Origin of the sequence: Enterococcus sp. DIV1208 (assembly GCF_050530455.1) — a bacterium.
Taxonomy (GTDB): domain Bacteria; phylum Bacillota; class Bacilli; order Lactobacillales; family Enterococcaceae; genus Enterococcus_B; species Enterococcus_B hirae.
Window position 1 is genome coordinate 397,034 of sequence record NZ_CP172887.1, and the last position, 24,983, is coordinate 422,016.

Sequence of the window (24,983 nt, forward strand, 5' to 3'; positions counted from 1 at the left end):
TTAAAAAGTGTTTCATTCTGAGAAGAGATTAAGAAAAAGAAGGACGAAAATCGAAGATGAACGATTCAGAGCATCAATCAGTGTGAGATACGACGTAAAGGTGCAGCTAAGATGAAAATAGAGACTGGGACAAAAATTGTCTCAGTCTCTTCTACATATCTCTAAAAGCGAATAAACACTTTTGTCTCAACCTCTAAAATATAGTTGTATTCATGGGGAGTAAAGGATCATAAACCCAAGTAATGGTTATCGATTCAATATATCTTCAGTCAAACGCTTTGCTGTTGGTGTAACCGCCAAGCCACCTTCAGCCGTTTCTTTAAAGATGGCTGGCATCTGACGACCTACTTGATACATCGCTGCGACAACTTCATCTGGTGGGATGACACTTTCGATTCCTGCTAATGCCATATCTGCCGAAATGAACGCCTGAGAAGAGCCAAGGGCGTTTCTTTTAACACAAGGGACTTCAACGAGGCCTGCGACAGGATCACAAATCAGACCCATCATGTTTTTCAGCGTAATTGCGATAGCTTGGGCGGCTTGATGGGGCGTACCATTTTTTGCACAGACAAGGGCGGCAGCGGCCATTGCACTTGCTGAACCAACTTCTGCCTGGCATCCGCCTTCTGCACCACTGATGGAGGCGTTATTGGCAATGACTAATCCAAAGGCACCAGCGGTAAAAAGAAACTCAATCTGTTGTTCGTGGGTCAAAGACAATCGGTCACGGACAGCCATGAGGACACCAGGTACAACACCAGCGCTTCCTGCTGTAGGGGTGGCACAAATCAACCCCATTTTTGCATTTACTTCGTTGACAGCGATAGCGTTGCGGACTGCTGACAAAATGGTTTCACCACTTAAAAAGTCGGCTTCTTTTAAGTAACGAGCTAGTTTTTGGGCATCGCCGCCAGTGATTCCAGTCACAGACGTTACACCTTCGTTTCCTTCAGCGATGGATTGTTCCATGACACTGAGGTTTTTTTCCATGATTGCAATGATTTGTTCTCGTGGACGACCACTCATATCCATTTCAACAGCAATCATTAATTCTGCGACACTAGGATAATTTTCTGCTTGGCGAACTAACTCTTCAATAGAGAAAAACATCTTTCTTCCTCCTTTAATCAAAATAATTAACGCTGTCGATCTTCGGTAATTGCGTTAGTTTACTTATAGTGTCATCTACTTGTGGATCATCTACTTCGATAATCATAATGGCATTTTCACCCTTTGATTCTCGTGTAACAGTCATTGTACCGATATTTGTATTTGTTTCTGAAAGGATATTCGTTACTTTAGCAATCATCCCAGGTACATCTTGATGAACGATGATAAAGGTCGGTGTTCCCATGCTTAATGAGATTTTGAAGCCGTTTAATTCCGAGATTTGGATATTTCCGCCACCAATCGAGATACCAGTGACTGAAAGTTTCCGTTTTCCTTTTTTCAACAATAGTTTAACGGAGTTAGGATGCTCTGCTTTTTCACCCTTAGGCACAAAGAGAACTTCCATTCCTGCTTCATAAGCTAACTGCAGTGAATCTGCCAGACGCGCATCATCTGGTTCCATGCCTAACAAACCACCAACTAAGGCGATGTCTGTTCCGTGTCCCCGATAGGTTTTTGCAAATGATTCATAAAGATAGATATCCACAGAATCTGGTTGTTCCCCAAAAATACTACGGACGATTTTGCCGATTCGAGCAGCTCCAGCAGTGTGAGAGCTGCTTGGACCGATCATGACTGGACCAATAATGTCAAAAACACTACGATATCTTAATTCTTTCATTTTTCCACCTCTTTAAAATAGATAAACACCCCAGCAAAAGTAAGTGAACGGTGTATAGCTCACTTACTCGTTTCCTCATCATTTTTGAACCATAAACTACATTAGTTAAATTAAATAAATATTTCACAAGCGTGCATTAATCTAGGAAATGCATCAATGATAGCTATGAAAATATATCGAATAATATTTTTATATTTTTAAATAGAAGAAAGCAGAAATTTCTAAATTACTAATGAGTGAGCGGTAGTGATACCTTATGTATTTTCGCTTGTTTTCTTTTCAGCGTAAGTGTATCACAAAAGAAGGAAGATGAGGTGGACTTCCTGTTGATTTTTAGTTTTTTTTTAGAGGTTCAAGCAATAAATTAAACATTTATCAGAAAAAAATCTTGAAAAATAGAATATATTTGCTATACTGTATCAGTGTGCATTGTCATATGCATTATTTTGACTGATAATCGAAGGATTATGAGTGAAAACGTGGGAGGAGAAATATGCATCTCCAATTAACCACATCACGGACTTAAGGAGGTATGTCTCGTGGCAAAGAAAGTAGAAAAAATCGTTAAATTGCAAATTCCTGCAGGTAAAGCAACTCCAGCTCCACCAGTAGGTCCTGCACTAGGTCAAGCGGGTATCAATATCATGGGATTCACTAAAGAATTCAACGCTCGTACAGCTGATCAAGCAGGTTTAATCATTCCGGTTGTTATTTCTGTATACGAAGACCGTTCATTCACATTCGTTACAAAAACACCACCAGCTGCAGTATTATTGAAAAAAGCTGCAAAAATCGATAAAGGTTCAGGCGAACCAAACAAAACTAAAGTTGCTAAAGTTTCTAGCGATCAAGTAAAAGAAATCGCTGAATTAAAAATGGAAGACCTAAACGCAGCTGACATCGAAGCAGCTATGCGCATGGTTGAAGGAACTGCACGAAGCATGGGGATCACTGTAGAATAATCGCTACACCCTAAGAAAGTAGCTTCTCAGTTGGCTCTGTATTGAAAGATATAGAACACGTGGGAGGTACAACCGTTATAACCACAATCAAGGAGGAACCAAAATGGCTAAAAAGAGCAAAAAAATGCAAGACGCATTAAAAAAAGTTGATTCAAGTAAAGTTTATCCTGTTGCCGAGGCTGTAGCTTTAGCAAAAGAAACAAACATTGCAAAATTTGACGCGACTGTTGAAGTTGCATACCGTTTGAACGTAGACCCTAAAAAAGCAGACCAACAAATTCGTGGTGCTGTAGTATTACCAAACGGAACTGGTAAAACACAAACTGTTTTAGTTTTTGCTAAAGGAGACAAAGCAAAAGAAGCTGAAGCAGCTGGTGCAGATTTCGTTGGTGACGACGACATGGTTCAAAAAATCCAAAACGGATGGTTTGACTTTGACGTAGTTGTTGCTACACCTGATATGATGGCAACTGTTGGTCGTCTAGGACGTGTTTTAGGACCTAAAGGCTTAATGCCAAACCCTAAAACAGGTACTGTAACAATGGATGTAACAAAAGCTGTTAACGAAGTAAAAGCTGGTAAAGTTACTTACCGCGTAGACAAAGCTGGAAATATCCATGTACCAATCGGTAAAGTATCATTCGACAATGAAAAATTAGTTGAAAACTTTGCAACAATCCATGATGTATTAGTGAAAGCTAAACCATCAGCAGCTAAAGGTCAATACATGAAAAATATCACAGTTACAACAACATTTGGACCTGGTATCCATGTAGACCAAGCTTCTTTCTAATTCTTGAATTAGAACGTTGATTGATCCAACTGAAAAATAATTCTTGACTCAACTAGTTTAGCATGCTAAGCTAGTTGAGGTTAATAATTAACTTGTACCGAAGACAGTAGGTGGCGTAGCCTTAATTTCCTACCGAGGACGTTTATTGAATACTTTCAATAGTCCCTCTATGTCTACGGTGGCATAGAGTTTTTTTATTGTGAATCACTAAGAACAAAGTGAATAGATGATGAACAATACTTGGCGAACAGAGTGAGCGAAGTTCCCTCTCAAGCGAAGTGAATCACTAAGAACGAAGTGAGTAGATGATGAACAATACTTGGTCAATGATCAAGTGTAAAAACTCTTCCATCAAAATTCAGGAGGTGAAACTCAAAAATGAGTGAAGCAATTATCGCAAAAAAAGCAGCAATCGTTGATGAAGTGAGCGAAAAATTTACAGCAGCAGCTTCTGTAGTCGTAGTTGACTACCGTGGTTTAACTGTTGATGAAGTGACTCGTTTACGTAAACAACTTCGTGATGCAAACGTAGAAATGAAAGTTATCAAAAACTCAATCCTTTCACGTGCCGCTAAAAAAGCTGGATTAGAAGGCTTAGACGAAGTATTCACTGGACCTACAGCCGTTGCATTTAGTAACGAAGACGTTGTAGCACCAGCGAAAATCATGGACGAATTTGCTAAAGAAGCAAAAGCATTAGAAATCAAAGGCGGTATCATCGAAGGTAAAGTATCTTCATTGGAAGAAATCACAGCATTGGCAAAATTGCCAAACCGCGAAGGACTTCTATCTATGTTGCTATCTGTACTACAAGCGCCAGTCCGCAACGTGGCTTACGCTGTCAAAGCAGTGGCAGACAAAGAAGATGGAGATGCAGCTTAATAGCCGCATAGCATAAATAAAAATACGAACATCTAAAACGGAGGAAATTATAATGGCAATGAACATTGAAAACATTGTTGCTGAGTTAAAAGAAGCAACTATCCTAGAACTTAACGACTTAGTTAAAGCTATTGAAGAAGAATTTGGCGTATCTGCTGCTGCTCCTGTAGCTGCAGTTGCTGCTGGTGGCGCTGCTGCTGCTGAAGAACAAACAGAATTCACTGTAGAATTAACTGCAGCTGGAGACCAAAAAGTTAAAGTTATCAAAGCAGTTCGTGAAGCAACTGGCTTAGGCTTGAAAGAAGCTAAAGCTGTAGTTGACGGAGCTCCTGCACCAGTTAAAGAAGGCGTATCTAAAGAAGAAGCTGAAGAATTAAAAGCTAAACTTGAAGAAGTTGGCGCATCTGTAACTGTTAAATAATTTTTCGAAATTAGTTGGCATTGAGACCCTTGATACGATAGGGTTTCAATGCTTTTTTATTATGGCTCTATAATTTATGTGATTGATAATATTTGAAGGATGACAGTCTATCCAATGTCTCTAAAAAAGAAATAAGGAGTAAAAGATGGAACTTTATAAAATGCTAAGCCCTGCAGTTATCCAGTTTTTGAAAACTAAATTGAACGTCATTATTCAAGATCGTAATTATACGGATGATGAAGTTGTGCAGATTTACGATAAAATTGAAGATTTTCATATCCTTCAATCCTTTGATGAGAACTATAATCTTTCAGAAGACGGTAGACACGCATTAGATATTTTGTACTTAGATATTTGGTAATAGTACTTAATCAGCTAATGATTAGGTGTTATTTTTTATTCCAACATTAAAGATTTTCTGAAAGAAAAAGCTCGTTTTAGGAGTGGGATGATAGTGAGGTAGGGATGAGAGGTTGTTTTAACGGACTCGAAGTCTTAAATAGCTATTATTTCGTTCTTTTTGCGTATGTTATCATTGTAATTGAAGCCGAGAAAGACCATTATCGTTTATTTTTAAGCATATTGCCAACTCATAGCCCGCCAGATATCATGATAGATTAAGAACTGGAGAGCAGCATTACATACAAATGGGAACGGTTGGTTTGGATTATACGTTCGGGAAATGTGGAATGATTCGCAGACTGTTTTTATTGGAACAGAATATAAAACAATGTAAGTAAGGTGTAATGATGAAAAAGTTCGATTCCAGATATATAATAGGTGTATTTCTTGTATTGTTTATTTTAATAGGAAGTGTAGAATTCATTTTGAAAGGGCATCACTCATTTACTCTCAATGAAATTTATTTTAGAGTACCTATTGTTGTTGTCGGTATGGTTGAGATGCTGCCAAATGATAAAGGTTGGGGAACGTTTCGTGTGCTTTTTCTCGTTTTTTTGAGTGATTATTTATTAAAAAAAATATTCGATCATTTTGGATTAGAAGAAATAACACTTACATTTATACCCTATCTAATTATCTTAGGAATCCTTTTGGTTATTTTTTTTGCCAGATTAACGATAAAAAAAGACTTTTTTGAACACATAAAAAAGGAAAATAAATGAACAGAAGAGGCTGTGACAGAAGTGTCTAGCTCTGAGAAATAAGCCGGAGAATCCAAAAATAGCATCCCCTATTTTTGGTGTTCTACGGCTTATTTTCTGATAGAATTTGGAATACCGTGGAAATGAGGTTGTGAGAGTATCGGGTAGCTCCAATGACAATAAGAAAGAATTTTTTGAAACAGCTGCCCATGTTTTGAGATTTTTTGACTTATCGCCTAAGGTCAGCTCTTTGAATACCGTTTACCCGTTTTTAAAGTGATTCCTCAGACTCTTTTTCTCATACTTCTGAATAATTACCAATGTGATAAAAAGCGTAAAATGAATAAAAAAGACTCATAGTTATTTTTGTGATACTCTAATAGAAGATGGATTATTTTAGGCAGGTGGAAAAATGAAAACAAAAAAACTACGTGTTTTCTTAATCATTATTGGACTCCTTTTGATTCTATTTATTGGTTATCGTTTATATTTGGAGTATCAGACGGATATCCAAATGTTTTTGGATCCCAAGACCAGTCGACAAGCATTACTGGATCAGATTCGATCACATGGCTTTCGGACAGCGCTCTTTTTGATATTACTGATCAGCGTGATGTGTGCTGTTCCAGGTATCCCTACTTCTGTCATCGGTGTATTGGTAGGTTTAAGCTATGGTCCGTTGCTAGGAACTTTAATCAATGTCTCTGGTAATGCTTTTGGGAATATGTTATCGATTTTTTTAATGCAACATTTAAAGCTGTTTGATCATTCAAAAAAATCCAATCGCTGGGTAACAGCGATCCGCAATATGAAACATCCCAAAATTGGCGTAATGGTGGGGTACATGGTTCCTGTGATCCCTTCTTCCGTTATCAACTTTGCAGCGATGACGTTAAATCTACAAATTCGTGACATCATTTTATCAATCGTGATTGGCGTGATTCCTTCCTCGATTCTTTATGCTTGTGGAGGCGAAGCGTTATTTCATGGCTATAGTAAGACGGCTTTGTTGTTAGTAGCTAGTGTCCTTATTTTGACACTTCTAGTGGTAATTATTTACAAGGATCGTAGAAAACGACATGTAAAATAATTGATATTATCAATGATTAAAAGAAATATCCCTTTGATTTCGTTCTATACTTTTAAGATTCATTTTTATTTTAATTTCACGATAACTTATGTTTCATAAAGTAGTAAAACACTGAACTTTCCTATTCCCAATTTTTCTAAGAAGTTGTAAACTAATAAAGGAAATGAGGGAGATAAATGGATAAAAATGAAAAAACGACGTTAACATCTTCACTGATTTTGCTCTTATCAATTACTTGTGGTGTGGTAGTAGCGAATATGTATTATATCCAACCGATCGGTACGAAAGTGGCAACCAGTTTATCGGTTAGCACAAGTGCGATTGGTATTTTGACGATGTTGACTCAACTTGGTTATGCGTTAGGTTTGTTGTTTTTGGTGCCATTAGGGGATGTAGTCGATCGTCCGAAGCTGATTATCCGAATGGCTGCACTCTCTGCGATTTCATTATTAGCGGCCTTTTTTGCACCGTCATTTACATTATTTGCGTGTGCTTCTTTTTTGATCGGCTTATTATCGATCGTGCCTCAAATCATTATTCCCTATGGAGCAGTATTGGCAGGACCCAAGGCTAGAGGGAAAGTGATGGGGACCTTGTTAAGCGGTTTATTAGTGGGTATCTTACTTTCACGGACGGTTTCGGGCATTGTAGCAAGCCTCTTTTCTTGGCGGATGATTTATCTTTTTGCTTTAGTGTTAGTGGCTATCTTGACCGGATTATTGTATTGGAAAATGCCAAGAACGCAAATAAAAACAACTTCATCTGTATCGTATCTTGATTCCTTAAAAAGTTTACCTTATTTAGTGAAAACACAACGCTTATTGAGAGAAGCGTCTATTAGTGGCTTTTTTATGTTTGGAACTTTTTCGATTTTTTGGTCAACATTGATTTTTTATATCAGTAGTCCGGTGTACCATTGGGGAACATTTGAAGCAGGAATTTTGGCGATTTTTGGACTATCAGGAGCAGTAGCTGCACCGATTGTTGGTCGGTTGTCTGATTCTTATTCCGAGAGAAAGATTGTCGGAATGGGACTTGCGATGCAAACGCTCAGTTTTGTTGCTTTATTAGTTGCAGGGAGTCATTTAGTCGTTTTGTTAGTGGCAATTATTCTGTTAGATGTCGGGAATCAATTTGGTCAAGTGGCAAATCAGACACGAGTACAAGGACTAGGCGAAGCAGCAAGTAATCGGAATAATACAGTATTTATGTTTATGTATTTTATTGGTGGTGCTACTGGTTCATTACTAGGCACAACGATGTGGCAACAATTTGGTTGGCTCGGTGTGACACTTACTGGTTTAGCCTTTCAATTATGTGCCTATATTTGTCAATACATCATTTTTCAAAAGCGGTTGCGATAGAAGTGTCCAACTTGAAAAGTAAGCTGAAGGATTCGAAAGTCGTTTTTCGATTCTTTCGCTTACTTTTTTAATATACTTCTATCCTATTTTATTTGGGAGTTTCTATAACTGATTTCGTGATCAACCGCAGTTATTAGAAAATTTCGTGCAACTTCCAACGAAAAAATAATATGGATACGTTCAATAGTATAAAATCACTTTGTTTAGTACCAGTTATATTATGAAAGATCCAAAAAAATATTCAGTAGACTACTTAGAAATATTTATATTTAATTTGTATAACATTTTCATATGAAAATGAGTTGTTTCCATAAAAATCTATTCACTTAAAAGATATGTTTTGATAATTTCGTTAAACTGAGTTTAACTTAATTTAGCAAAAGGATTGGAGATGAAAGATATGGAAACAGTAGCAAGAAAAATAGGTAATTCTGTGGGAACAATTTTCCCGAAGGATATATCTCCAAAAGTGGGAGAAATATTTACTATTTTGAAAGTAGGAGAAGCGTATATATTGAAACCTAAGAAAGAAGATATTTTTAAAAACGAAAAGGCTTGGGAAGGTTTTAGAGAATCGATTACAGCCGAAGAATCCGAATGGGATAGCATGAAACTTGAAGGCGAGGAATACTAGAGGAAATATCCAAAACAAAAGGATATTATTTGGATCGACTTTGACCCTTCTAAAGGTAAAGAGATAAGAAAGCGTAGACCTGCGTTAGTAGTTAGTAGAGACGAGTTTAATGAGCGTACAGGTTTTTGCTTAGTTTGTCCTATCACTTCTACAAAGAGGAACTTTGCAACATATATTGAAATAAAAGACCCGCAGAAAATAGTGGGTGAAGTAGCTATACACCAATTAAGATCGGTTGATTATACCACAAGAAATATTGAAAAAATTGAACAATGTGATTTGTTGACGTGGATTGAAGTGGTGGAAGTGATAAGGATGTTTATTTAGTAGGAGATAACGGGTAAAGTAGTAATTTCCATTTTAGAAAAAGTTAGATTACTAACCGCTTTTACGACGTTGGTTTTGCTAATAATTGACCATGTAGAAAAAAGTAACCATCTTCGAACTTTGGCGAATGAAGATACAATAGACACTTAATGAGTCTACCGTTTTTTTAATGATTCTAAATTGGGGCGATGTTTACCTAGACAATTAAGAAAAGAGAGAAGATTGTAAAAAACGATGATCTAAACAGCAATAGCCCCCATCCACACAAGGGTTCTTGTGTAGAGGAGACAGGCTGGTGTTAAAGGCTGTACATAATCTATTTTTAGAGAATTTAGTCAATTTTATCCCTCGATTTCAATGACTCGATCGACTAAATCCTGGTAAAATTCTTGTTCATGAGAGACGATGATTACCGTCCCAGGAAAATGCTTGATACCGGTTTGTAAGCTATCTTTTGTTTCATGATCGATATGATTCGTTGGTTCATCAAGAATTAATAAGTTTCCTTGGTTCATCGTGAGTTGTGCCAATTTTACTTTGGTTTGTTCACCACCGCTAAGAGTAGAAAGTGGTTCACTAGCTAGTTGATTGACTAAACCAGATTTGGCTAGTTGTCTTCTTAATTCTTTAACGGTTGCTTTAGGAAACTGTGCGCCTAGATATTGTAAGGGTGTTTCTAAAGGTTTTTCCCAAATGAGATCTTGTGAAAAATAATTGATCGCTGTGTTGTCGGGAAAGTGATATTCGCCGGCTAGTTGTTCGATTTCGCCAATCAAGGTTTTCAAAAGTGTGGATTTACCAATACCGTTAAATCCACGAATCGCCACTTTTTCACCAAAGCGGATGGTTAGGTTGATCGGCGAAAGCACAGGTCGGTCATACCCAATAACTAAATCGGTCGTTTCAACAGCCAATGTCGTTACGATCGGAGAATAAGGAAAATCAAAGATTGGCTTAGCTGTTGAGGCAGGCGGAGTCAATCGCTCAATTTTATCTAATTGTTTTTGGCGACTTTTTGCCATGGTAGAGCGAGAACCAGCTTTATATTTTCGGATATAAGCTTCGGTTTTTTCGATGTGCTTTTGTTGGGCATGAAATTGGCGTAGATAACTTTCACGGTTTTGTTCTTTTTGTCGTAATGCTTGTTTTAAATGACCCGTATATTTGGTGATTTTACCAAATTCTATGTCAGCGATATGGGTTGTGATTTTATCTAAAAATTCCTGGTCATGAGAAATCACGATATAAGCGCCCTCGAATGATTGTAAAAATTGAGTAAGCCATTGGATATGTTGGTCATCTAAGTGATTGGTTGGTTCATCTAAGATCAGAACATCGGGATTTTCTAAGAGTAATTTTGCCAAAATCACTTTGGAACGTTGACCACCACTCAGTTTTTTTAGAGGAGTGGACAATCCTAAAACATCAATGCCTAGACCACTACTCATCTCAGCGACTAAGGTATCAATTTGATAGAATACTCCTTGGTCTAATTCTGTTTGAAGTTTTCCCGCTTTTTCGAGTAACTCCTCTTCCATTGTTTCGCTGTATTCTTGATAAAGTTGGGTAATCAATGCTTCTTTTTTAAATTCATCAGAGTAGGCTGTTTTTAAAAATTCTACGATGGTCAATGTTTCATCCACCGCTACATATTGATCTAAATAGCCTCTATGGATATTTTTTTGCCAATGGACTTGTCCATCATCTGGTAGAATTTCTCCTGTGATGATCTTGATCAACGTACTTTTGCCAGCTCCATTTTGTCCGATCAATCCTAGATGTTCTCCAGCATTGACTTGGAGTTGTACATTTTCATATAAGATTTTATCTCCAAATTGTTGCGTGATATTTGTTAATGTTAAAAGACTCATGTTCTGTTCCTTTCTAATAATGTTATGCATGTTAAGAAGACTAATAGAAGAAAGCAAAACAAATAAAAAAGCTGATCTGAAGTTGTTCAACATACTATGGGATCATTCGACATGATCGAACGAATCTAGGAGAACATGTCAGTTAAAATTTTTAAATAAGTTGCTCGTCTTTTAGAAAATCGTTTCTCAGTTAATGAGAAGTAGCGATTGTTTTCTAAATTTCTTGGTCTTTAATGTTTTAATTATAAAAAACGTATACTAAAAGTATCAGTTTAAAGGACATGCGATAGGTTATCTTATGCAACCTAACATGCAAGGGACAAGATTGTCAAGAAAACGAAAATCGTCGGTTTTGGTCTATACTAATATTGTAAAAAAAGACGAGTCGTGCTATAATTGGGCTATACCAAAAACAAAGGAGTAGTCGTTATGGAAATCATTCGAGTGAAAAATGCTGAAGAGGGCGGAAAAAAAGCTTTTGAAATTATTAAAAAAGGCATGGAAAATGGGGCAAAAGTATTAGGTCTTGCAACAGGTAGTACGCCAATTACTTTATACAAAGAAATGACTTCAAGCGATCTGGATTTCAGTGACATGACTTCTGTAAACTTAGACGAGTACGTTGGACTAGGCGGTTCAGATGATCAAAGTTACCGTCATTTTATGAATAGCCAATTGTTTGATAAAAAACCATTTAAAGAATCATATGTACCAGATGGAAAAGCTGCTGATCTTGAAGCGGCTTGTCAAGAATACGATGAAATCCTTGAACAACATCCAATCGATATCCAAATTCTAGGAATTGGTCAAAATGGACATATCGGATTCAATGAACCTGGTGCACCATTTGATGGCACAACTTCAGTAGTGGACTTAACAGAATCAACGATCAATGCGAATAAACGATTCTTTGAAAAGGCAGAAGATGTTCCAACAAAAGCTGTCTCAATGGGGATTGGTTCGATCTTAAAAGGAAAAGAGATTGTCTTACTTGCTTATGGTGAAAACAAAGCAGATGCAATCAAAGGAATGATTCAAGGACCAATGACCACAGATTTGCCAGCAAGTGCTTTACAAGAACACGACAACGTGATCGTGATTATTGATGATGCAGCAGGAAGCAAACTATAAGAATAAATAAAAATTTTGGGGGGCTGCTCGTTTTCAGCTCCCTTTTTTGATCGAATAAGATTTTTAATCTGTCGCACAAAGCAATGGGGTGATTTGCTTTGTTTGAAGTTGCGAAACATGCTATATTGGTTTGGAGGGGATTTATATGGATGAGATGATCTTATCGGTCCCAGAAATCATCTTACGACTAGGGATTGCATTGATCTTTGGCGGGGCGATTGGATTTGAACGGCAATATAAAAATCGTCCAGCAGGGATGCGGACGCATATTTTAGTATGTATGGGTGCTTGTATCATTGCGTTGATCCAAGTGGAAATTGCAAGTAAAGCGTTACGTGATGCGTTAGAATACCCAGAACTAGTTGGTACGATTCGCTCAGATGAAGCACGTTTGATTGCACAAGTCGTTAGTGGCGTTGGGTTTTTAGGAGCTGGCACGATCATTGTCACGAAACAATCAGTCACCGGGCTAACCACAGCTGCTTCCCTGTGGGCAATTGCTGGACTAGGAATCGCCATTGGTATGGGATTTTATTGGATTGCGATCATTAGTTTTATTGGCATCGTCATTGCATTAACAGTGGTGAAACAAATCATCCATGTACCAACGACTAAAAAATTAGAAATCCAATATATCCATCGGAAAGAAACCAAAGATTTTTTGACAGAGTATTTTGAGCAACGGGGAATCTTCATTGAAGACGTGAATTTTGATGTGGATTTTGTGGATGATTATCGGGTATATAAAAATATTTATACAATTGACTTACCAAAGGACATGACTTATGCAGATGTCATTGAAGAGTTATCTGTCCATAAAAATATCATGAAGCTTCATTTAGTTAGTGTGGCACAATGAAACAATTCCTTTCAGTTGGTAATATAAGGCTTTTCACACATTGGTTTTATGAAGAGTCGGTTACAAAAGAAAAAACGCTCATTCGCTAAGAGAGTATTTCCTATTTTAGCCAATGAGCGTTTTTGGTGTCTTTTTTTGATTTATTTGCATTTGTTTAGATAATGATTTCAGTCATTAAGCTTAGAAGTTTTTTAAATTTGAAAATTAGCTACTAGTAATTAGAAAAAGAAAGAATATTTTTGTAGCTGTTTATCAGAAAAGAGCGCTTTAATTCTAATAAAATGATAAAATGAAAGTATCAAGTGTTGGAGGAGATGTATGCAAGCAAAGTTTAAAAATTCAAAATTATTATTTTGGACTGTCGAGTTGGTACTAACGATCATTGGGGTATATTTTATTTTACAGATGCCAAATGTCTTTAGTCCAGTGTTAAAAATGTTATCAGCGATTTTATTGCCATTGCTGGTTGCTGGATTTTTCTATTATATGTTTGATCCGGTCGTTGTTTTTTTGGAAAAACGAAAAATCCCAAGGGTTTATGGATACATATTAACGCTAGTTGTTCTAGTCGTACTAGCGGTTTTAGCGATAATGAATGTGATTCCTCAATTGGCAGAACAGACGATCCAGTTGACTAAAAGTTTGCCGATGTATGCGGAAGAGACAAGTAAATGGCTCAATGAATTGGCACAGCGTGAGGAAATCAAAAATTTCAATATTGAAGAACAATTAGCTTCGGCTAATCTTTCGTTGAGTAATTTGTTCAATATTGTATTGGTAAGCTTATCCAGCAGTGTCTCTAAAGTTTTTTCATTTATGATGCAGTTTTTTGTTTTACTGTTTACCGTGCCTTTTATTCTATTATTCATGTTTAAAGACGGACACAAATTTATCGATGCTTTAGCAAAATTCTTTCCACAAGGGATTCGAGGTGAAGTACGTCAAACGGTCAAAGAACTAAATGAGACGTTATCGGCATATATCAGTAGTACGATCGTTGATGCGGTTATCATTGGTATCATGAGTTTTATTGCTATGACCATCTTTAAACAACCATATAGTTTATTGTTAGCTGTATTTTGTGGTATCACCAATATTATTCCATATGTGGGACCGTTTATTGGCGCTGTCCCGGCAGTGATCGTTGGTCTATTTGTTTCGCCATTCCAAGCATTATACATGGCGCTTTCGATCCTTGTTATCCAACAATTAGATGGAAATGTAATCAAACCGTTGTTATTTGGAAAAAACATGAATATGCATCCATTAACGATTATCTTAGTGTTGATCGGTGCTGGCAGTGTCGCAGGGATTCTAGGAATGTTGATTTGTATTCCGGTGTATGCTGTCATTAAAACATTAGTCTTGAATATCAGAAAAATTTACTTATTGCGAAAGTTTGATTCTGGTGTGGAACCAACGATCCAAGAGATAAAAACGAATGGACGTGAAAATTAAAGGTACTATAAAGAAGTAGAAGGTAGCACAACAGTAGTCACTAAGTAATTTTGTACACCATTTATTATTTATTAGAGAGAGCCTGGGACAAAACTTGTCTCAGGCTCTTTTAGTATCTCTAAAACGAATAAACGGTGAGACAAAAGCAGCATCTTCGGAAATTCCTTCTTATTTCTTGATGCTAAACACTTTTGTCTCAACCTCCTCTTTTTTTGTTAAAATTCTTATGGGATCCTGGGATTGTTTGAAAATGAGTAATTTTTTCCCATAATAAGTTAAAAAAGACTATAATAAACAAAATCTTTCTTACGCTTTCGTAAAAAGTAAGTAACGGATAACGAAGTTAAAGAAAACGCATACAAAATTGTCTGTTGCAATGGACAAAGTCCAGTGAAACAAAATAAATAATGTGTCTTATGATAAAGATACACAGGGGGGATGAAACATGACTAGTCAGATGAATCGAGAAAATAAGTTGATCCTTTTGTTATCAAAACAAAAAGATTATATGACTTCAGAAGAACTAGCCATTCTATTAGAAACTTCGACCAAAACAATTTACCGTTTGATAAAGAAAATCAATCTTGAATTTCCTAACGGTCACTTGATCCTAGCCGAAAAAGGTCGGGGGTACAAATTAGATTATGGGAAGTTTATCGAACAAACCAATGAACTGAATAAACCCTCTGTAGAGCTATCGCCTGCTGAACGTCAAGATCGAGTAATGGAAGAATTACTGATGGTTTCACCTAAAGCACTTAAAATCACTGAGCTGTTCAGAGATTATTATGTTGGTGATTCTGCTATTGCCAATGATGAAAAGCAGATAGCTAAGAAAATAAAAAAGTTTGATCTTGAACTGATCCGTAAAAATCGCACGCTTGCGATCCAAGGATCAGAAACAAATATTCGGCGAGGGATCGCCGAAGTCATCTGGCGGATGAATATTCTTGATATTGATGAAATCAATCGAACAAAAGAGTTGAATTTTAATCGTTACGATGTGTTGTTTGTATCAGAACAATTGAAATTGATTGAAAAAACATTAGGCGGTGGAATCCCTTATCCTTATAACGTCAATATTTTTTCACATCTGTACATCATGATCAGCCGTTCCAGAAAGACGAATTACCAAATCAAAGAAATCGAGTTATCTACCGAGCAACTTCAATCGTTAGACCACGAAAGTCCAATTTATGAGATGGCGATGATCGTGATCCAAAACGTGGAACGTTATCTCGTTACTCGCTTACCGATGAACGAAGTCTATTATTTGTATCAATATCTGGTATCCTCACGGATGGAAAAAACAACGCAAAAGAAACAGGTTTTTCCAGATAAAGTATCAGAAATTACCTCTTATTACCTGAAAGAGGTGGGCGATAAAATCAATCTGAAGGTGGCGAATGAAGCGATTTTTGTTGATCTAGCAAATCACATCAAACCAATGCTCAATCGGTTAAAAAATCATATCCATGTCAAAAACGGATTGTTAGAACAAATTCAATTGACCTATGAAGAGATTTATAAAAATGTATCAGTTGTTTCTAAAGATGTTAGCAAAAAGTATCAGCTGCCTTTGATCAATCAAGATGAAATCGGTTTTATCACATTATATTTTGCACGGATGTTGGAAACACAGCAACTACCGATTCAAACACTGATCATGTGTACTACAGGGATCGGTACTTCAGAATTATTAAGAGCAAAAATCAATAAGAAGTTTCCTGAACTGGCGGTCGTTGATGTGATTGCCACCAAGAATTACCAATCAGCATTAGAAAAAAATCCCGGAATTGAATTGATTTTAACCACCATTGGAATCAAAGATCCGCTGCCTGCACGTACATTACTTGTTAGCGGCATGTTAACAGCAGATGATCAGTTAAGAATCCAACGAAAGATTGAGGAAATATACAATGAAAGATGATTGGCTCGAATATGTTCCTCCCACAGTATTCCATTCACGAAATGAAGTCTATGAATGGCTAGCACAGCAAGTCGATTCAGAAATGGGAATAAAAAAAGAACAAATCGTACAAGCGTTGTTGGAACGCGAGGAAACTGGAGATATTCAAATTGATGAAGGGGTACTTCTACCTCATATTGAAAATCAATTAGTCAAAGCAACAAAAGTCATTATTTTGCCATTAGAACAAAGAATTGCGAACTGGAACCCAGCAATCCAACAAGTCGAGTTGATTCTTGCGGTATTTCTGGCACCGCAAGAAAAAATCGAAACCAAGCGTCAAATAGCAAACTTCATGCGCCTACTAGCAGATGAACAAGTAATCAAAACTTTAAAAGAAGGAAAAAGACTGGAAACAATCGATGGAAACGAAAGGAGAAATGACAAATGAAAATCATTGGAGTAGCAGCTTGTACCGTGGGGATTGCCCACACCTACATTGCTCAAGAAAAATTAGAAAATGCAGCTAAAAAAGCAAGGCATGAGATACACGTAGAAACCCAAGGAACCATCGGGATCGAGAATGAACTAACGCCTGCACAAATCAAAGAAGCAGATTTGGTGATCTTAGCAGTGGATGTAAAAATCAGTGGTCGAGAACGGTTTGAAGGAAAGCGGATCATCCAAGTACCGACTGAAATTGCGATCAAATCACCAAATAAGTTGATTGAGAAAGCCATGGAAGTCGTAAAACAGTAAAGAATAGGAGTGAAATTTGATGGTAGAAGTAGCAAAAATCATTGATCCAAATAATATTAAGACCAATTTAGTGGGGGAAACGAAAGATGAAGTACTCAAAGAATTGGCAACGGTGTTATTGCAAAATCATTATATTACAGATGTAGATGGCTTCATGGCAGATATCTATGCGCGAGAAGAAGAAGGACAAACTGGGATCGGCAATTATATTGCCATTCCTCATGGGAAAAGTCCTTATGTAGATAGAATTGGTGTGGCAATCGGTGTTACAGAAAATGAGATCCCTTGGGAATCATTAGATGGTAAGGGAGTCAAAGGAATTATTTTATTTGCAGTGGGGGATGATAATGAAGGGGCACAAGAACACTTGAAGTTACTTTCGCTATTTGCTAGGAAACTAGGGAATGATGAAGTAATCGAGCAATTGATCCAAGCAAAAGATGCAGATGAAGTGGTCGCAGCATTCAGCTAAAAATCAAAGGAGGATAAAAAGATGAAAATCGTTGGAGTAGCAGCTTGTACCGTGGGGATTGCCCACACCTATATTGCCCAAGAGAAACTAGAAAATGCGGCAAAAAAAGCAGGACATGAGATGCACGTAGAAACTCAAGGAACCATCGGGATCGAAAATGAATTAACGCCCGAACAAATCAAGGAAGCAGATTTGGTAATCTTAGCAGTTGACGTGAAAATCAGTGGTCGAGAACGCTTTGAAGGGAAAAGAATCATCCAAGTACCAACTGAGATTGCGGTGAAATCACCCAATAAATTGATTGAAAAAGCGCAAGAAGTGTTAGTACAGCAAAGTATTTCATAAAAATAAGGAGGAAGACTGATGGAAAAGATAAAGAAGCTGAATCTGAAAGGGCATTTGTTAACTGCCATCTCTTATTTAATTCCCATTGTGTGTGGTGCGGGATTTCTGATTGCGATTGGGATGGCATTTGGTGGAACGAGCCAAGGAACTTTGGTGCAAGGCGAATTTTCATTTTTTGATGCCTTAGCAACGATGGGTGGTGCTGGTTTAGGCTTATTACCAGTCGTGATTGCTACGGGGATCTCTTACTCCATTGCTGGAAAACCTGGTATTGCTCCTGGCTTTATTATTGGTTTAACAGCTAATGCGATCGGTGCAGGGTTTATTGGTGGAATATTAGGTGGTTATCTAGCTGGTTATCTTGTTTTAGCAATTTTAAAATATTTCAAAGTACCAAATTGGGCAAAAGGCTTGATGCCAACATTGATTATTCCTTTTGTTGCTTCATTTATTGGTGGATTAGTGATGGTCTATGTGATTGGAGCTCCAGTCGCAGCATTCACTTCTTTGCTAACGAACTTCTTGGATGGATTAGGAAACTCTTCCTTGTTGATCTTTGGGGGAGTGATCGGTTTACTAAGCGGTGTTGACTATGGTGGACCAATCAACAAGACGGTTTTTGCTTTTGTGTTAACAATGCAAGCAGAAGGCGTGAACGGTCCTATTACAGCTTTACAACTTGTGAATACCGCTACACCAATCGGTTTTGGCTTGGCTTATTTCATAGCTAAACTTTTCCGCAAAAACATTTATACAAAGGTTGAAGTGGAAACCTTAAAGTCAGCAGTTCCTATGGGTGTGATCAATATCGTTGAAGGGGTCATCCCGCTAGTGATGAATGATATTGTTCGTGGGGTTGTAGCAACTGCAATCGGGGGCTTTGCTGGTGGTGCGACTACTATGATCTTAGGTGCAGATGCAACGGTTCCTTTTGGAGGCGTTTTAATGATCCCAACGATGTCACGTCCTTGGGCAGGCGTTATCGCCATTTTAGTCAATGTGATCGTGACAGCGGTTGTTTTAGCCATCATTAAGAAAGATGTTGGTGAGGAAGTCACAACAGTCCCAGAAAAAGAAGAGGAAGACATTCGTTTAGATGACATTCAAATCTTTTAAGCGATAAAGCAAATTAGTTAAAAGGTGTCGCTATAGTGTAGATAAATTATAGAATAAAGGAGTTTTTTCAATGAGCAAAGTAGCTTTTTCACCATCCTTAATGACGATGGACTTAGATAAATTCAAAGAACAAATCGAATTTTTGAATGAACATGTTGATTCTTACCATATCGATATCATGGACGGCCATTACGTTCCGAACATTACATTATCGCCATGGTTCATCGATGAAGTACGTAAAATCAGTCAATTACCTATGTCTGCTCATTTAATGGTCAGCGATCAAAGTTTTTGGGTAAATCAACTAATCCAACAAAAATGTGAGTGGATTTGTATGCATGCTGAATTACTTGACGGTTTAGCTTTTCGTTTGATTGATCAAATCCATGATGCTGGCTTAAAAGCTGGAGTAGTCTTAAACCCTGAAACACCAATTGAAACGATTTTTCCTTATATCGAATTAGTTGATAAAGTAACGATCATGACAGTTGATCCAGGATTTGCTGGTCAACGATTTATCGAAAGTACATTAGATAAAATCACCGCATTACGACAATTACGGCAAGAAAAAGGATATCATTATTTGATCGAAATGGATGGTTCGTCTAACCGTCAATCATTTAAGCGAATTGATCAAGCCAATCCAGATATTTATATTATTGGGCGTAGCGGATTATTCGGCTTAGATGAGGATATCAAAACTTCTTGGGAGATCATGAAAAAAGATTTTGAAGAGATGACTGGAAAAACAGTCGAATCAAATAGTATAAATGCGTACAGTCTATAGCTATACAAGAATCAAAAATTACTTTTAGGGAATAAATACGCTTTTCTTGCAATACCCGTGTAAGGAATGCTGAGAATATAAACAAAAAATAAACCAAAGAACTTCAAAAATAGGGAAATCTATTTTTTGGATTCTTTGGTTTATTTTGCGTACTTAGGTTTAGGTACCTCTGTCACGATCTCTCAAAAATGATCGATCAATAGAGAAATTCGGTATCGTGTTTCAATGCAAGTTGTAAGTAATCATCTGCTGGTTGTTGATCCGTGACGATGTATTCAAAAGAGGTCCAATCAGAAAATTTATACGCATGTTTTTTATCAAATTTTGTATAGTCGACTAATAACAAACTTTTATCTCCTCTAGACATTACCTTCTTTTTCACTAAGGCTTGAGCAAAATTAGCTTCATAGATCCCTGATAAATCAATTCCTGTCGAACTAAAAATACATAAATCGATTTGAAAAAGGTCTAAGAAAGAATTCCCATAGTCCCCAACAACGCTCTCGGCATCCTTGATTACTTCACCCGCCAGCATAAAAACTTTGGAATCTTCCGTACAAGCTTGGGAAAGCTCATAGGCGATTTTCAAGCCATTTGTTATGACAACGAGATTTGACAGTTTAACTAAATAGGGAAGCAGCTGTTTCACAGTTGAACTTGAGTCAATAAAAAGACTCATTCCTGGTCCGATAAATGTGCTAGCGATCTCCGCAATTTTTTCTTTTTCTTGAACCATGACATTTTCACGATAATTTGTTGAGATGACGTGATTTCGTTCGACTTCTAAAACGACACCACCACGGTAACGACGGATGATCCCATCTTTTTCAAGTGCGACTAATTCACGCCTTAAAGTCGAAGGAGAGCAAAACAACTGTTTTTGCAGTTCTGAGTTATCTAATTTTTTATATTTTTTTAGCAAAGTTAAGATTTGTTCTTTTCGTGACTCAGTCATGGCTATCCCTCCTTAACCACTGGTCTAACATGACTAAAGTGTACCACAAGAAACTTATTTTTGTCCGTATGTTTTAAAACGAATCGCCATATTTGCCATTTCTTCTTCGGACATCAAGGTTGGTTTGCCAACACTTGAAGCTATGATATGGACTTTTGAACAATATTCTAATTCTTCTAAAACGGCAAAGGCTTCAGTCATTGTCTTTCCACCAGTCAAAACGCCATGATTTGCTAATAAAACGGCTTTTCGATCTTTCATGGCTTCATAGGCATTTAGAGATAATTCTTCCGTGCCAAATGAAGCATAGTCTGCACAACGAACATCCTTACCGGCAACAGCAATCATGTAATGTGATGCAGGCAATGGTTGTCTGAGGACCGCTAGCGCAGTGGAATAAATCGTGTGACCATGGATGATATAGTCTAGATCTTCCCGCTTTTCATACATGATCCCGTGCATTCGCCATTCACTGGAAGGGCGACGATGACCTTGAACGATCGTTCCATCTAATCGCATAGTCACGATGTCAGGTAATTCGATTTTATCAAATGGGATTCCAGAAGGCGTGATGAGCATCACTTCATCTTGTCGGATATACGTACTTAAATTTCCGCCTGTTCCTAAGGTATAGCCATCTGCTATTAATTTATTTCCATAATCGATCAATTCTTGTTTTTGTATTGAATACATCATAATCCTTCTTCCATCATCTTATTTATAAAAGGGGCCAAATGATTGGCAAGCATTGAAATCAGCTGCTTCTAAATCTTTTGTTCCGAAACCAGAAAAGGCGTGGGGTCTAAAGATTTTTTCACTAGGTACGTTGTGAAGTGAAACGGGAATGCGAAGCATACTGGCTAATGTCAGTAGTTCTGCGCCTACGTGACCGTGGACACTAGCGCCATGGTTGCTTCCCCAGTGGTTCATCATCGTATACACATCTTCAAAGCCTTTTTCACCTAAGTTTGGTGCAAACCAGAGTGTTGGCCATGTTTGATCGGTTCGTTCGTTTAAGATGTCATGGACTTCATCAGGTAATGCACAGGAATAACCCTCTGCTACTTGTAAAGTTGGTCCCACACCCTCAACGATATTCAAACGAATGAGCGTTAAAGGTAATTCTGCTTGTAGATGGTATTGACTGGAGAAACCACCACCTCTAAAGTATTCATAATTAGCACGACACCATTTTGTTTTTTCTAAGCAGGCTTGGATATCGGTTTTTGTCATATTCCAAAATTCTTTCATCGTTGGATTACCTTCGTGATCGATACTTCCACCACTGCCATCTAAAGCACTCGCACCTGAATTCAGTAGATGGATCAAGCCGTGTTGTGCTTTACCCGTTAATTTGTGCCCAGTGATTCTTTCTACTGACTCCGCACTCCAATAGGTTCTGACATCGGAAAAAATCGGTGCTTTATTAGTCAATAAAGAGCCAAATAACATAGCAGCAGCGTTACAGGTATCATTTTCAGTAGCGAATGAGACGGGTTGTTTAGGGCCGTTCCAGTCAAAAGTACTGGTTAAAATAGATTCCATAAAATCACCATTGGGTAGCCAGTCGGTCCATTGTCGTTGTCCTTGGAACCCTCCAGCAATGGCATTTCTGCCTTTTGCTTCTTCCAGCCAACCCAATTTTGCTAGTTCAGGGTTGCCAAATAAAAGATCACGAACGATTAGGGTTTGTTTGGCAATAAAGTCCCACTGATCTTCTTCAGCGATATAGCGTGATTTTGTAATGACTTCAGGGAATGACTTGCCTGCATTGATATCGATTCCTTCCTGACAATATTGTTTGATCCAAGTTCTAATGGTGTCATATTCTTTCGGATCAAAGATATTTAGTTCGATTCGACGTAAGACTTCAGTCATATCCACATATTCAACTTGCATTCCTAGATATTTTTCAAAAAAGGTTTGATTGATTTGACTACCGGCAATTCCCATCGAAGAAGCACCAATGTTCACATAAGATTTGTTTTTCATTTCCCCAGCCGCCACACTCGCACGTGCAAAGAGTAAGATTTTTTCTTGGACGTCAGCTGGAATCGACTTGTCGTCACTATCTTGGACTTGTTCACCATAGATCTTATAGGCAGGGATTCCTTTTTGCGCATAGCCACTCATAGCGGCAGCTAAGTAAACAGCTCCTGGTCGTTCTGTACCATTAAATCCCCAAATCGCCTTAAAGGTATCTGGTCGTAAATCGATCGTTTCTGTGCCATAGCACCAGCAAGGTGTCACCGTTAAGGTAGCGACCACATCTTGACGGGCAAAATCATCGTCAACAAAGCTGGCATCGGCGTAACCGCCAATCGTTTGTTCTGGTAAAACGCACTGTACTGGAGTGCCGTCCATGTAATAAAGGGATGATTCGATCAATTCTTTTGCTCGACGCGCCATGTCCAGCGTTTGTTGTTCTAATGATTCACGGACGCCTCCTTGTCTGCCATCGATCGTAGGTCTAATGCCGATTTTAGGATAATTCATTGATATTCCTCCTCATAAATTGTTTATAGTTGATGTACGTTTGTTCAAAGGGTGTCGAAACTTCTGGGAAAAAAGAAATTGGTTGATAATTTTCTGTGACGAGTGTCACCAATTCCTCTCTATTTTTGATTGCTTTGATCGCTAAAAATTGGGCTAACGCATTACCTAAAGCTGAATTTTCAGAATAGCAGACCTCTATCGTCGTTTGCGTTAAATTGGCTGTTAGTTGAGTCAAAAAGTGTGATTTACTCCCACCACCAAATAAATATAGCTTAGTGAAAGGAGCGGAACCTGCTAATTTATCGAACGTTTCAGCGTATTTAAATGCTAGATTTTGATAGATGGCTAAAAACAATTGTTGTGGCTCTTCAATTGATGAAAAATGATGTTGGTTTCCGTATTGCTGCAATTTTTTTACAAATTGACCTTTACTCAAAAATTCAGGATGTTCGTTATCAAAGAAAAAATGAATCGGCTCAGCAGTAAGTAGCATGTCTTGGATCTGTTGGATCGTGATTGACTGGGTTTGATTGCTGAACGCTAAAGCTTCCTCAATGAACCACATTCCTAACATGTTTTTGAGTTTTAATATTTTTCCATCACCGGCTTGTTCATAAGAATAGTTCGTATCTAATGGGTGATTGACCAAAATTCCTCTTTCTGATTTTTCTCCTAGAACAGACCAGGTGCCAGAGGATAAAAAGAAACAAGAGTGATCGTTGGTTGGTAAAGCAAAGATCGCACTAGCAGTATCATGGGACATCACCGAATGAATCGGAAGTTGTTTTTCGGCTAGATTTATCAAACCGATTTTTGTATATGGAAGAACGATCGTTGAGAACAAGGAAGGGGAAATCCCTAATTGTTCAATAAGGTCGGATGCCCATTGATGTTTATCGATATCGAATAATTGACTCGTTGAGGCGATCGAAGATTCTGTTAAGATCGTACCTGTTAATAAAAAATGGATCAGATCAGGCATCATCAAAAGAGTACTTGCTTTATTTAGCTGCTCAGGATAATGTTCTTTCAAGTAGAGTAGTTGGGAACTGGTATTGATCGATGCATTTGGAATCCCTGTACGTTCGTGAAAGTGAGTTGGTAAATCCCCACCATAATGTAAATTAGGTTCTTTCAGCATAGTTTGATAGCAAAGTGGTGGTAGCACTAGCTGTCCTTTTTTATCTATCAAACCAAAATCACAGCCCCATGTATCGATGCCGATACTTTCAATGACATATTCTGTAGTTGCTAAAGTAATGATTTCCTTGATATTCGTCATGATTTTCTCAATATTCCAATGGATTTCATCTTTGTTGGGGTCAATCACTTGGTAATCAGTGAAACGATAAACTTTTTCTTCCTTGATTTGACCATTCATTAAGGAAAAAACGATACCTCGCGCACTGGTAGCACCTAAATCAAAGGCTAAGATCGTACTCATAGATTTTTCC

The 24,983-nt window shown here is 37.7% G+C and carries 27 protein-coding genes and 1 other annotated feature; of the genes, 20 read left to right on the plus strand and 7 right to left on the minus strand.

Annotated elements, in window-relative coordinates; genetic code table 11:
* Positions 1–246 precede the first annotated feature (246 nt).
* Positions 247–1,113: an L-serine ammonia-lyase, iron-sulfur-dependent, subunit alpha gene (gene sdaAA, locus IGK91_RS01835; RefSeq protein ID WP_010738508.1), complete on the minus strand. Its 867-nt coding sequence runs from the start codon at positions 1,111–1,113 to the stop codon at positions 247–249.
* A 13-nt stretch (positions 1,114–1,126) separates the two neighbouring features.
* Positions 1,127–1,795 (minus strand): L-serine ammonia-lyase, iron-sulfur-dependent subunit beta, encoded by a 669-nt coding sequence (gene sdaAB / locus IGK91_RS01840; protein ID WP_181934178.1) that lies wholly within the window; start codon positions 1,793–1,795, stop codon positions 1,127–1,129.
* 539 nt (positions 1,796–2,334) lie between these two features.
* Between sdaAB and rplK the strand changes: the two genes are divergently transcribed.
* From rplK to IGK91_RS01890, 10 genes are all read left to right on the plus strand, one after another.
* Positions 2,335–2,757, plus strand: coding sequence for a 50S ribosomal protein L11 (gene rplK / locus IGK91_RS01845; protein ID WP_010720151.1), 423 nt, complete (start codon positions 2,335–2,337; stop codon positions 2,755–2,757).
* Between the two features lie 103 nt (positions 2,758–2,860).
* Positions 2,861–3,550, plus strand: coding sequence for a 50S ribosomal protein L1 (gene rplA / locus IGK91_RS01850; RefSeq protein ID WP_010720150.1), 690 nt, complete (start codon positions 2,861–2,863; stop codon positions 3,548–3,550).
* Positions 3,551–3,629: 79 nt separating this feature from the next.
* Positions 3,630–3,755, plus strand: a sequence feature (ribosomal protein L10 leader region).
* A 173-nt stretch (positions 3,756–3,928) separates the two neighbouring features.
* The gene (gene rplJ, locus IGK91_RS01855; RefSeq protein WP_010720149.1) at positions 3,929–4,432 is read left to right on the plus strand and encodes a 50S ribosomal protein L10; all 504 of its coding nucleotides are present in this window, start codon (positions 3,929–3,931) and stop codon (positions 4,430–4,432) included.
* 52 nt (positions 4,433–4,484) lie between these two features.
* Positions 4,485–4,853 (plus strand): 50S ribosomal protein L7/L12, encoded by a 369-nt coding sequence (gene rplL / locus IGK91_RS01860; RefSeq protein ID WP_010720148.1) that lies wholly within the window; start codon positions 4,485–4,487, stop codon positions 4,851–4,853.
* A gap of 145 nt (positions 4,854–4,998) precedes the next feature.
* Positions 4,999–5,214 carry a hypothetical protein gene (locus IGK91_RS01865; protein ID WP_010738464.1) on the plus strand — a complete coding sequence of 72 codons (216 nt, stop codon included), beginning with the start codon at positions 4,999–5,001 and terminating at the stop codon, positions 5,212–5,214.
* Positions 5,215–5,602: 388 nt separating this feature from the next.
* Positions 5,603–5,977, plus strand: a complete 375-nt coding sequence (locus IGK91_RS01870) for a hypothetical protein (protein WP_010738462.1) — start codon at positions 5,603–5,605, stop codon at positions 5,975–5,977.
* 391 nt (positions 5,978–6,368) lie between these two features.
* Complete coding sequence (locus tag IGK91_RS01875; RefSeq protein ID WP_010720092.1) at positions 6,369–7,046, plus strand: TVP38/TMEM64 family protein; 678 nt, start codon at positions 6,369–6,371, stop codon at positions 7,044–7,046.
* 176 nt (positions 7,047–7,222) lie between these two features.
* Positions 7,223–8,410, plus strand: a complete 1,188-nt coding sequence (locus IGK91_RS01880; RefSeq protein ID WP_010738461.1) for an MFS transporter — start codon at positions 7,223–7,225, stop codon at positions 8,408–8,410.
* 400 nt (positions 8,411–8,810) lie between these two features.
* Entirely contained in the window at positions 8,811–9,044 is a 234-nt protein-coding gene (locus IGK91_RS01885) for an AbrB/MazE/SpoVT family DNA-binding domain-containing protein (RefSeq protein WP_010738460.1), read from the plus strand.
* Positions 9,045–9,068: 24 nt separating this feature from the next.
* The gene (locus IGK91_RS01890) at positions 9,069–9,371 is read left to right on the plus strand and encodes a type II toxin-antitoxin system PemK/MazF family toxin (RefSeq protein WP_071859326.1); all 303 of its coding nucleotides are present in this window, start codon (positions 9,069–9,071) and stop codon (positions 9,369–9,371) included.
* Between the two features lie 341 nt (positions 9,372–9,712).
* Here the strand turns inward: IGK91_RS01890 and IGK91_RS01895 are convergent, their stop codons facing one another.
* Positions 9,713–11,242, minus strand: coding sequence for an ABC-F family ATP-binding cassette domain-containing protein (locus IGK91_RS01895; RefSeq protein WP_081130431.1), 1,530 nt, complete (start codon positions 11,240–11,242; stop codon positions 9,713–9,715).
* Positions 11,243–11,671: 429 nt separating this feature from the next.
* On the opposite strand from IGK91_RS01895, the gene IGK91_RS01900 reads away from it, so the two are divergent.
* The 10 genes from IGK91_RS01900 to alsE all read left to right on the plus strand — a co-directional run bounded on the left by IGK91_RS01900 (position 11,672) and on the right by alsE (position 20,078).
* Positions 11,672–12,373: a glucosamine-6-phosphate deaminase gene (locus IGK91_RS01900; RefSeq protein ID WP_010720087.1), complete on the plus strand. Its 702-nt coding sequence runs from the start codon at positions 11,672–11,674 to the stop codon at positions 12,371–12,373.
* Between the two features lie 145 nt (positions 12,374–12,518).
* The gene (locus IGK91_RS01905) at positions 12,519–13,232 is read left to right on the plus strand and encodes an MgtC/SapB family protein (protein WP_010738457.1); all 714 of its coding nucleotides are present in this window, start codon (positions 12,519–12,521) and stop codon (positions 13,230–13,232) included.
* Between the two features lie 318 nt (positions 13,233–13,550).
* Positions 13,551–14,690 (plus strand): AI-2E family transporter, encoded by a 1,140-nt coding sequence (locus tag IGK91_RS01910; protein ID WP_010738456.1) that lies wholly within the window; start codon positions 13,551–13,553, stop codon positions 14,688–14,690.
* Positions 14,691–15,135: 445 nt separating this feature from the next.
* Positions 15,136–16,620, plus strand: a complete 1,485-nt coding sequence (locus IGK91_RS01915; protein WP_010720084.1) for a BglG family transcription antiterminator — start codon at positions 15,136–15,138, stop codon at positions 16,618–16,620.
* Entirely contained in the window at positions 16,610–17,050 is a 441-nt protein-coding gene (locus IGK91_RS01920; RefSeq protein WP_010738455.1) for a PTS sugar transporter subunit IIA, read from the plus strand. Before IGK91_RS01915 ends, IGK91_RS01920 begins: the two co-directional genes overlap by 11 nt.
* Positions 17,047–17,358, plus strand: a complete 312-nt coding sequence (locus tag IGK91_RS01925) for a PTS fructose transporter subunit IIB (protein ID WP_081122936.1) — start codon at positions 17,047–17,049, stop codon at positions 17,356–17,358. The genes IGK91_RS01920 and IGK91_RS01925 overlap by 4 nt, the downstream gene beginning before the upstream one ends.
* Before the next feature lie 19 nt (positions 17,359–17,377).
* On the plus strand, positions 17,378–17,830 hold the full coding sequence (locus IGK91_RS01930) for a PTS sugar transporter subunit IIA (protein WP_010720081.1): 453 nt from the start codon (positions 17,378–17,380) through the stop codon (positions 17,828–17,830).
* Between the two features lie 21 nt (positions 17,831–17,851).
* Positions 17,852–18,175 (plus strand): PTS fructose transporter subunit IIB, encoded by a 324-nt coding sequence (locus IGK91_RS01935; RefSeq protein ID WP_010720080.1) that lies wholly within the window; start codon positions 17,852–17,854, stop codon positions 18,173–18,175.
* 18 nt (positions 18,176–18,193) lie between these two features.
* A complete protein-coding gene (locus IGK91_RS01940; protein WP_010720079.1) occupies positions 18,194–19,291 on the plus strand; it encodes a PTS fructose transporter subunit IIC in 1,098 nt (365 codons plus the stop codon).
* Positions 19,292–19,361: 70 nt separating this feature from the next.
* A complete protein-coding gene (alsE, locus tag IGK91_RS01945) occupies positions 19,362–20,078 on the plus strand; it encodes a D-allulose 6-phosphate 3-epimerase (RefSeq protein WP_010720078.1) in 717 nt (238 codons plus the stop codon).
* Between the two features lie 196 nt (positions 20,079–20,274).
* Here alsE and IGK91_RS01950 read toward each other — a convergent pair whose 3' ends face one another.
* The 4 genes from IGK91_RS01950 to IGK91_RS01965 are packed head-to-tail and all read right to left on the minus strand — an operon-like array spanning position 20,275 to position 24,973.
* Complete coding sequence (locus IGK91_RS01950; RefSeq protein WP_010720077.1) at positions 20,275–21,033, minus strand: DeoR/GlpR family DNA-binding transcription regulator; 759 nt, start codon at positions 21,031–21,033, stop codon at positions 20,275–20,277.
* Positions 21,034–21,087: 54 nt separating this feature from the next.
* Positions 21,088–21,726 (minus strand): L-fuculose-phosphate aldolase, encoded by a 639-nt coding sequence (locus IGK91_RS01955; RefSeq protein WP_010738454.1) that lies wholly within the window; start codon positions 21,724–21,726, stop codon positions 21,088–21,090.
* A gap of 21 nt (positions 21,727–21,747) precedes the next feature.
* Positions 21,748–23,529 (minus strand): L-fucose isomerase, encoded by a 1,782-nt coding sequence (locus IGK91_RS01960; protein ID WP_081115340.1) that lies wholly within the window; start codon positions 23,527–23,529, stop codon positions 21,748–21,750.
* A complete protein-coding gene (locus IGK91_RS01965; protein WP_080292457.1) occupies positions 23,516–24,973 on the minus strand; it encodes a rhamnulokinase in 1,458 nt (485 codons plus the stop codon). Before IGK91_RS01965 ends, IGK91_RS01960 begins: the two co-directional genes overlap by 14 nt.
* Positions 24,974–24,983 lie beyond the last annotated feature (10 nt).